Origin of the sequence: Alkalibaculum bacchi (genome assembly GCF_937875145.1) — a bacterium.
Lineage (GTDB): Bacteria > Bacillota > Clostridia > Eubacteriales > Alkalibacteraceae > Alkalibaculum > Alkalibaculum bacchi_A.
The window spans coordinates 1-8232 of sequence record NZ_CALNCS010000168.1 but is presented as its reverse complement, the minus strand read 5'-3'; the positions used below and the strand labels follow the sequence as shown (position 1 = coordinate 8232).

Below are 8232 nucleotides of genomic sequence, written 5' to 3'. Positions count from 1 at the left end.
AAGCCTTATTTATTCAGGCAATGTTTGCGAATTTAAGCTGGGAAAGTTGAGTTATATAATTAAAAGCAAATATTAAATCTCTATATAGTATTTATAAAGTATACATAATGACAATTTGTTATATTGCATTTAATCCTATGATTTTTTCGATGTATTTTATCACGCCCTCTAGACTATCTGTCTTGTTTTCACATGTAAATTCTTGTCTTTCAATCATAAGAGTAGGGATGTTAAGGGTTCTAGCAGCTGAGATTTTCTCTATTGTCCCTCCAGTATTTCCACTCTCTTTGGTAACCATAATAGAAGCATTACAGTATTTGATGAGTTGAACATTTAACTCTTCTGTAAATGGACCCTTAATGGCTATGATGTTTCCCGGATTAAAACCTAACTTCTCACATCTGGAAATAATCTTTACATCTGGGAGTACTCGTAAAAAAATACGTTTTTTGAAATTTGGTATTTTCGTAAACATCTCAATTTTACTACTCCCGACAGTTAGCATGATGTTTCCTTTGTGTTCAATCAATTTTTCCACAGCTTGGTCATAGGTTTTCACCCGTATGATATCTTTTCCCTGGCTTTTAATTTCTTTTCGTTCATAATGCAAATAAGGCAAATTGCACTTTATAGAGATTTTTAAAACGTTTTTAGAAATATCTTTGGCAAAAGGATTTGATGCGTCGATAAGACCATCTGGCATTTCTTCTGCAATCAAAGATTCTAAATTTTTTTGAGTCAAACGCCCTTGGTAAATATGTAAACCTTTCCTATTGTGAATCGATTCCATCCCTAAACGGGTCGTGACAGTTGCTAGTACATTTATATTCATGTCTAACAATTTATCTATAATGGATGTTGCCTCTGCTGTACCCGCAATGACTATTATCTTGATAGATTTATCCCCCTTTGTGTAGATATGTAATACAAGCTTATGATACTTTGAAATTAGCTTCGCCAATTCCTCAGTCGCGCCACTCGCCAAATGAATGCTGCGCATTCATTCCGTAGATATGTAATTACACAGTTAATTCAGCAAGCTGATTACCTATGTAATTACATATCTACTACGAAAGCGTAGCTCTCGCCTGGCTCGTTAGTTCGCGCGCAAAAAAAAACTCATTGTTTAGCAACCCAAACAATGAGAATATATTACAAAAATAGTTCGTTCATATACACATCCCCTATCTCTCGTAGAGTTGCTCGTGTTCAAAACAGGCAGGTATCTGGCTCAAGAATCATCGTCTCTCTTGCCCATTCTTCAGTAGGGCATTCCTAGAGTAACTCCTCTTTTACAGTGGCGGGACCGCGTGAGATTTTCACTCAACTTCCCTTTTAAGTGATTATGACTTTAACCTTAAAAATCATAACCTACACCTATTTTGATTATTATTCAATTAATATAAATTAACTATACCATCTATTTTTAAAAATGTCACCTATAAAACATATATTAATGTCTATAGTCCTACTTACTTCAAAATCCACTAACGCTAATTTTTAATTTCGGATACTCCTTAAATAAAAACCAAAGATATTTAGTCTCAATACCAATTATTCAACATTATACACGAATTGCCATGAGAAATTAAGTATTTTATCTAGGTATAAAACACTTTCTAAATTTATTGATCAATAGGACAAAATAAAGAATTGACGCAAGATATCGGGGTGTGTTAATATGGTTATCGCAATATGTAGACAATGCGGTGTTTGAAACGAACAGAATAATTGTTTAACAGTAGTTTGCTACTAATTGAGATTCAAGTGAAACAAATGAAGGAGAATTGTGAATGATAACAAAAATCGTAAAACGAGATGGCAGAGAGGTTCCCTTTAATTTAGAAAAGATTTCTAATGCAATCTTTAGAGCAGCAAGTGCTAAAGGGGGTAGAGACTATAGTACTGCCCTTTCTCTAGCGGAAGCTGTAGTAGAGTACATAGAAGAGCGCACTTATGGAAAAACACCCACTGTTGAAAACATACAAGATGCTGTAGAGAAAGTTCTCATTGAAAAAGGCCACGCTCGCACTGCAAAAGAATATATACTTTATAGAGCTGAAAGAACTCGAGTACGAGAAATGAATACTCGATTGATGAAAGTATACAGTGATCTCACGTTTAAAGAGGCTAAAGACAACGACATGAAGCGAGAGAACGCAAATATTGATGGAGATACTGCAATGGGTACCATGCTTCGATACGGTTCTGAAGGTGCAAAGCAGTTTTATGAGATGTTTATATTAAACCCTGAGCATTCTAAAGCTCATAAAGAGGGCAATATCCATATACACGACCTAGATTTTCTTACTCTGACTACTACTTGTTGCCAAATTGACATTGAAAAGTTGTTTCAAGGTGGATTTAGTACAGGACACGGATATATAAGGGAGCCAAATAATATTCAAAGTTATTCTGCTCTGGCCTGTATCGCTATCCAATCTAACCAGAATGATCAACATGGCGGACAAAGTATACCAAATTTTGATTACGGAATGGCTCCAGGCGTGCGAAAGAGCTATAAAAAACATTATCTGCAAAATTTATCAAAATCTTTAGAGTTGTTATATAATTTACCTAATATTTGGGATACTGTTGTAGAGATTAGTCAAAAAATCAAAAGCACCTATAAACTTACTCCAACGATGAGCAATTACGAGGATTATCAGTATTATGAAGCAAAACTACTAGAAGATTACTTTGAAGATAAAAAGCTTATTTTGAAAGCACAAAATTTTGCCATAAAAAGCGCAGAAAAAGAAATCGATAAGACTACTTATCAAGCTATGGAAGCCTTTATCCATAATTTAAACACTATGCACAGCCGAGCTGGTGCTCAAATTCCTTTTAGTTCCATTAATTACGGAATGGATACTTCAGTAGAAGGAAGACTTGTAATAAAAAACTTACTGCTAGCTACAGAAGCTGGACTTGGCAATGGTGAGACGCCTATCTTCCCTATCCATATATTTAAAGTTAAAGAAGGCGTTAATTATAATTTAGGAGAACCCAATTATGACTTATTCCAATTAGCTTGTAGAGTCAGCGCCAAAAGATTATTCCCTAATTTTTCTTTTTTAGATGCTCCTTTTAATGCAAAGTATTACAAAGAAGGCCATCCTGAAACAGAAATTGCCTATATGGGTTGTCGTACAAGAGTTATAGGTAATGTCCACGACTTAGAAAATGAAGTAGTATACGGAAGAGGAAATTTAAGCTTTACTACAATCAATTTACCTAAGATCGCATTAAAAGCAGATGGCAGCATCTTAAACTTTTTTGAAGAATTGGATCGACTTTTGGATGTAGTTATAGAACAGCTTTGGGAAAGATTTGAAATCCAGGCACGAAAAAAGGTAAAAAACTATCCTTTCTTAATGGGACAAGGGGTATGGATAGACTCGGATAAACTCAAATGGGAAGATGAAGTGCGAGAGGTATTAAAGCATGGTACGCTGACTGCTGGTTTTATCGGTTTAGCAGAGTGTCTAAAAGCATTAACAGGCAAACACCATGGTGAAAGCGAAGAATCTCAAGCATTAGGACTAAAAATCATAGGTCATATGCGCAGAAGAATGGATGACGAGAGTAAAAAGCGCAATTTAAATTTTACCCTTATTGCTTCACCTGCAGAAGGAACAGCAGGGCGCTTTGTAAAAATGGACAAAAATACCTTTGGAATCATCGAAGGAGTTACAGACAGGGAGTACTACACTAATAGCTTCCACATACCTGTTTACCACGAAATTAGTGCCTTTGATAAGATTAGGCTAGAAGCACCTTATCATGAACTGACAAATGCAGGACACATAACCTATGTAGAGCTCGATGGAGACCCTTCTAACAATCTATATGCCTTTGAAAAGGTAGTAAAAGCTATGAAGGAAGCTGGCATTGGTTATGGCTCCATCAACCATCCCTTAGACCGAGACCCTGTATGTGGATACAGCGGAATTATTGGCAATACCTGCCCAGCTTGCGGTCGAGAAGAAGGTACTATAAAATTCCATCGAATCCGAAGAATTACAGGCTATTTAGTGGGTACTCTAGATCGATTTAATGATGCGAAAAAGGCAGAGGAGAATGATAGGGTGAAACATTTTTAAGGTGGTAAGGTGGTCGGCTGGTCAGGTAGTCAGGTGGTCAGCAAAAACCATCTTGGGCAGGATTTAGGGTCTAAAATTCTTCGCTACGCTCAAGAATGACCTAAGCAGTAGCTCGGGTCTCAGTACTGAAAGACCGGCGGAGATGAACATAGTTAACTTCTCAACCATCTTCTTGAACGCACGCGAAGGACCTTACATTATCTCGCCTAAAGGCGAGTTTGGTTTTTTCGCCTTCCGCATTCAGCTTTTTGCTTTTGCTTTTGCTGACCACCTTACCACCTGACCACCTGACCACCTTATTAAAAAGGAGCTTTTTTAATGAACATTCGCGTTGCTGGTATTGTAAAGGAGTCTATTGTAGATGGGCCGGGGATACGGTATGTGATTTTTGCCCAAGGTTGCAAACACAATTGTCCAGGTTGCCATAATCCCCGCACACATTCTTTTGATGAAGGCTACATGGTGGATATTGATGACATTATAAAAGAACTATCACTTAATCCACTTTTGGATGGAATCACTTTTAGCGGTGGGGAGCCTTTAGAGCAAGGGGATGAATTCTTAGACTTAGCTAAAAGGATTAAAGTAAATTCTAACCTTACTATTATGATTTACACAGGGTACACCTACGAAAGTATTTTAAAATCAAATAAACAAGCTTGGAGAGAGCTTCTAGATTTATGTGATATTCTGGTTGATGGGCCTTTTGTGGAAGAGGAAAAAGATTACCGCCTAATCTTTAAAGGCTCTAAAAATCAGAGAATTATCAACTTACAAGAGAGTAAAAAAGAAGGTCGAATTATTCTCATGGAATAATTCGACCTTCTTTTTTCGTTGGACGGGAAAAGCAAACTCACCTTCGGTCGAGATAATGTAAGATCCTTCGTCGCAAGCTCTTCTGGATGAATCGGGTAGTTTGTATAGGCAATTCTAAAGTCTTTTCTACCGAAGTACATAGAGAGTTCGGCTTTCAGCTTATACTTAAAAACATCTACAAGCTTTACATAATATTTACGCCACATGCCCTTGAACTAGTAAGTCCAAATCCTCTTCGTTTAAGGTTTCTCTCTCTAGAAGCTCTTTCGCAAATAGATTTAAAAGATCTATATTGTCTAGCATGATTTCTTTTGTTTCTTGATATAGTGTATTTATATGTTCTCTGCATTTATCCATTACTGCCGTGTCTGGATTCATAGAAGCTGCGTCACAATTGAATAAGCCAAGTTCTTCATCCATTCCAAATTTTGATACGTATTCTTTGACTAATTGAGAAGCTTTTTCAATATCATTAGAAGCACCTGTAGTAATATTGCTTTCGCCAAAGATTAACTCCTCAGCCACTCTACCTGCTAATAACACTTTTATATCACAAAGGATGCTACTTTTTGTTCTATATTGTCTATCCTTTGGAATACTCATACTAAATCCACCGATACCTTTAGTACTTGGTATAATAGTCACTTTGCTTACTGTATTTTCTGGTTGCAGCAGTTTTGTAGCTAATGCGTGTCCGCTTTCGTGATAGGCAGTCACCTTACGGTCTTCTGCACTTATCGTGCTAATATCTTTCTTAGCAGAGCCTGCTATAATCGTGTAATAAGCTTGATCGAAATCCTTTTGTGAAATCTCATTTTCATTTTTATTTGCGGCGATAATCGCAGCTTCATTGGCTAAGTTTTCAAGCATGGCACCGCTAAAGTAAACAGTCTCTCTAGATAACTTGTCCATATTTACTAAATTATGTACTGGCTTATCATCTAAATGTAATTTAAGTATTCTCTTGCGAGCTTTAATATCTGGTAAACCAATTTCTATTAGTCGATCAAATCTTCCAGGTCGCACTAAAGCCTCATCCAATGTCTCAAGGCGATTGGTAGCAGCAACTACTACAATGCCACTATGACTGTTAAAACCAGACATCTCTGTGAGCAAAGCATTAAGGGTTTGATCTCTTTCATCATTTCCTTGTGTTACTCCATTACCCCTCTTTTTTCCAATTGCATCTATTTCATCAATGAAGATTACTGCTTTTTTCGCTTTTTTTGCCTTCTGAAAAAGCTGACGAATCCTGCTTGCACCGACTCCTACATACATCTGAACAAAATCAGAGCCAGATACGGCATAAAAGGGAACTCCAGACTCACCAGCTATAGCTTTGGCCATAAGGGTCTTACCTGTTCCTGGTGGTCCATACAGCAGTATACCCCTAGGCATTTTCGCTCCAAGCTTAGCATATTTATCAGGATCTTTAATAAAGTCAATAATATCCTTTACAAGTTCCTTTGCCTCATCATTTCCTGCAACATGCTCAAAATTGCAGATAGGTCTATTTCCAGAATTTTGATCATTGATATTTACTACTTCTAATTTATCTTTTCCAGTGTTCTTTTTCATATAAAAGATAGCAAAAGCACCTATGCCAACTAGTCCTAAAGCTTGTATAACGGAGTCTCCAATCTTTTTCTGATTTTCATTTATACTTGCTCCATTTAATAGAAAATACTCTTTCATAGAGTCACTTTGAGGATTCGTTGTCTCATAGACTGTTCCATCTTTTAAGTTTACCCTTAATACATTTTCATCTTTTATTTTGATTTCTTGTACTTTTTCTGACTCTAAATCTTGCACAAAGTCTTTATAGTGAACTTCTGTAATCTCTGATCTATTTATATAAATACTTATACCCAAAGCAATGAAAAACACCAATGCAATTGATGCTATAATAAAATGTTTCTTTTTCTTCATAAACGCCTCCTTAGGTAAATTTTATTCTCTATTACTATTATAACGATTCTGATCTGTTAAATATAGTGACAATAGTTGGAATACGCTACATACCGAAGGTACGTTAGTCTCTATCTTGCATGTATTCCTTTAATGAGAATTTCTTGTAGCTTTCCTTCATCAAAGGATAGATAGGCATCATAAGAATGGTATTTAGAGAAGACTACTATCATACCGTATTCATTTTCTTCTACATTAGATTGTGATAATTGGAGAATTTTTAATGCTTCTTCTAAGGACATATTGACTTTAATCCCATTATCTAATTCCCCTTCATAGATAAAAATAGAAGTAATAATATCCCCATCAACGCCAAATCCTATTTCTAGTTTGTCATAGTAATAAAAGTCTCCACCATACAATATGTCTTTTACATCAGCTTGTCCGCATAAAGACTCGAGTTCCTTCAGAGGTCTGTCAATAAGTGCAAAATAAGAATTCAAATTTGGCTTTGTTGAACTCAACTCAGTTGACGTTTTCACTTTTTCAATAGTATTATCTCCGACAACAATATCAGTACTATTTACAGCATCCTCTGATTCTGTAGAACACCCAAACATAAAAAATGAGCACAGTAATACGAGCATTAAGATAAATTTTTTCAAATTTATACACCCCTTTTTCCTGTACTCATTATATGCAATGAATTATTAAATTATGTTACAAATCACATACTCTAGCTATTTAAATATAATACATAATTACATCAGAATCTTTCTTGTATTCGCTTATTAAATCTTCTAAGGTCGTATTATCAATTACTTTATTTACACTTTCATCAATTTTATTCCACACATTCTTGTTAATGCACTTTTCTATTGCATTGCTTTCCTTTTCATTAGATGAATTTACTACAGATAGACTTCCTTCAAGAGCCCTTAAAATTTCGCCGGCAGTAATTTCAGAAGGGTCTTTCGCCAGTTCATAGCCACCTTGGGCTCCTTTTACACTTTTCACAATACCTGCTTTTCTCAATGTTGAGAAAACCTGTTCTAGATAGTTCTTCGAGATGTCCTGTCTTTCTGCAATATTTACTAAAGAAACATGTTCTCCATTAGAGTTTAGCGCCAAGTCAATAATTGCCCGTAGACCATATCTCCCTTTTGTAGATATTTTCATTTCATTTACCTCCTAAACCTAGTTACCATATCTGATTTATAATATATAATATAAAGGATATTGAAGCCTATGTCAAATTCATGCTGTACAATAAGGCAAACTCTTTTATAGCTTATTATAAAAAGAAAACTCTTTAATTATGTTATAATTGTATTACAAATATTTCGTCTTTGAGGTGATAAATATGGCAACTAAGCTGATTATTTTTGATTTAGATGGCACC

6 protein-coding genes and 1 riboswitch are annotated in these 8232 nt (G+C 35.6%); of the genes, 2 read left to right on the top strand and 4 right to left on the bottom strand.

The window, feature by feature from the left end; translation table 11 throughout:
• Positions 1-118: 118 nt before the first annotated feature.
• Positions 119-961, bottom strand: coding sequence for a precorrin-6A reductase (cobK, locus tag Q7P22_RS10075; RefSeq protein ID WP_303863788.1), 843 nt, complete (start codon positions 959-961; stop codon positions 119-121).
• A gap of 238 nt (positions 962-1199) precedes the next feature.
• A riboswitch (cobalamin riboswitch) is annotated at positions 1200-1390 on the bottom strand.
• Positions 1391-1793: 403 nt separating this feature from the next.
• Here cobK and Q7P22_RS10070 point away from each other — a divergent pair.
• Positions 1794-4106 carry an anaerobic ribonucleoside triphosphate reductase gene (locus tag Q7P22_RS10070; protein ID WP_303863786.1) on the top strand — a complete coding sequence of 771 codons (2313 nt, stop codon included), beginning with the start codon at positions 1794-1796 and terminating at the stop codon, positions 4104-4106.
• 318 nt (positions 4107-4424) lie between these two features.
• Positions 4425-4922: an anaerobic ribonucleoside-triphosphate reductase activating protein gene (gene nrdG, locus Q7P22_RS10065; protein ID WP_303863784.1), complete on the top strand. Its 498-nt coding sequence runs from the start codon at positions 4425-4427 to the stop codon at positions 4920-4922.
• A 195-nt stretch (positions 4923-5117) separates the two neighbouring features.
• On the opposite strand, the gene Q7P22_RS10060 is transcribed toward nrdG, so the two are convergent.
• From Q7P22_RS10060 to Q7P22_RS10050, 3 genes are all read right to left on the bottom strand, one after another.
• Positions 5118-6851 (bottom strand): ATP-dependent metallopeptidase FtsH/Yme1/Tma family protein, encoded by a 1734-nt coding sequence (locus Q7P22_RS10060; RefSeq protein ID WP_303863782.1) that lies wholly within the window; start codon positions 6849-6851, stop codon positions 5118-5120.
• Positions 6852-6961: 110 nt separating this feature from the next.
• Positions 6962-7495: a hypothetical protein gene (locus Q7P22_RS10055; protein ID WP_303863780.1), complete on the bottom strand. Its 534-nt coding sequence runs from the start codon at positions 7493-7495 to the stop codon at positions 6962-6964.
• A gap of 79 nt (positions 7496-7574) precedes the next feature.
• Entirely contained in the window at positions 7575-8009 is a 435-nt protein-coding gene (locus Q7P22_RS10050; protein WP_303863778.1) for an Rrf2 family transcriptional regulator, read from the bottom strand.
• Positions 8010-8232: the final 223 nt, after the last annotated feature.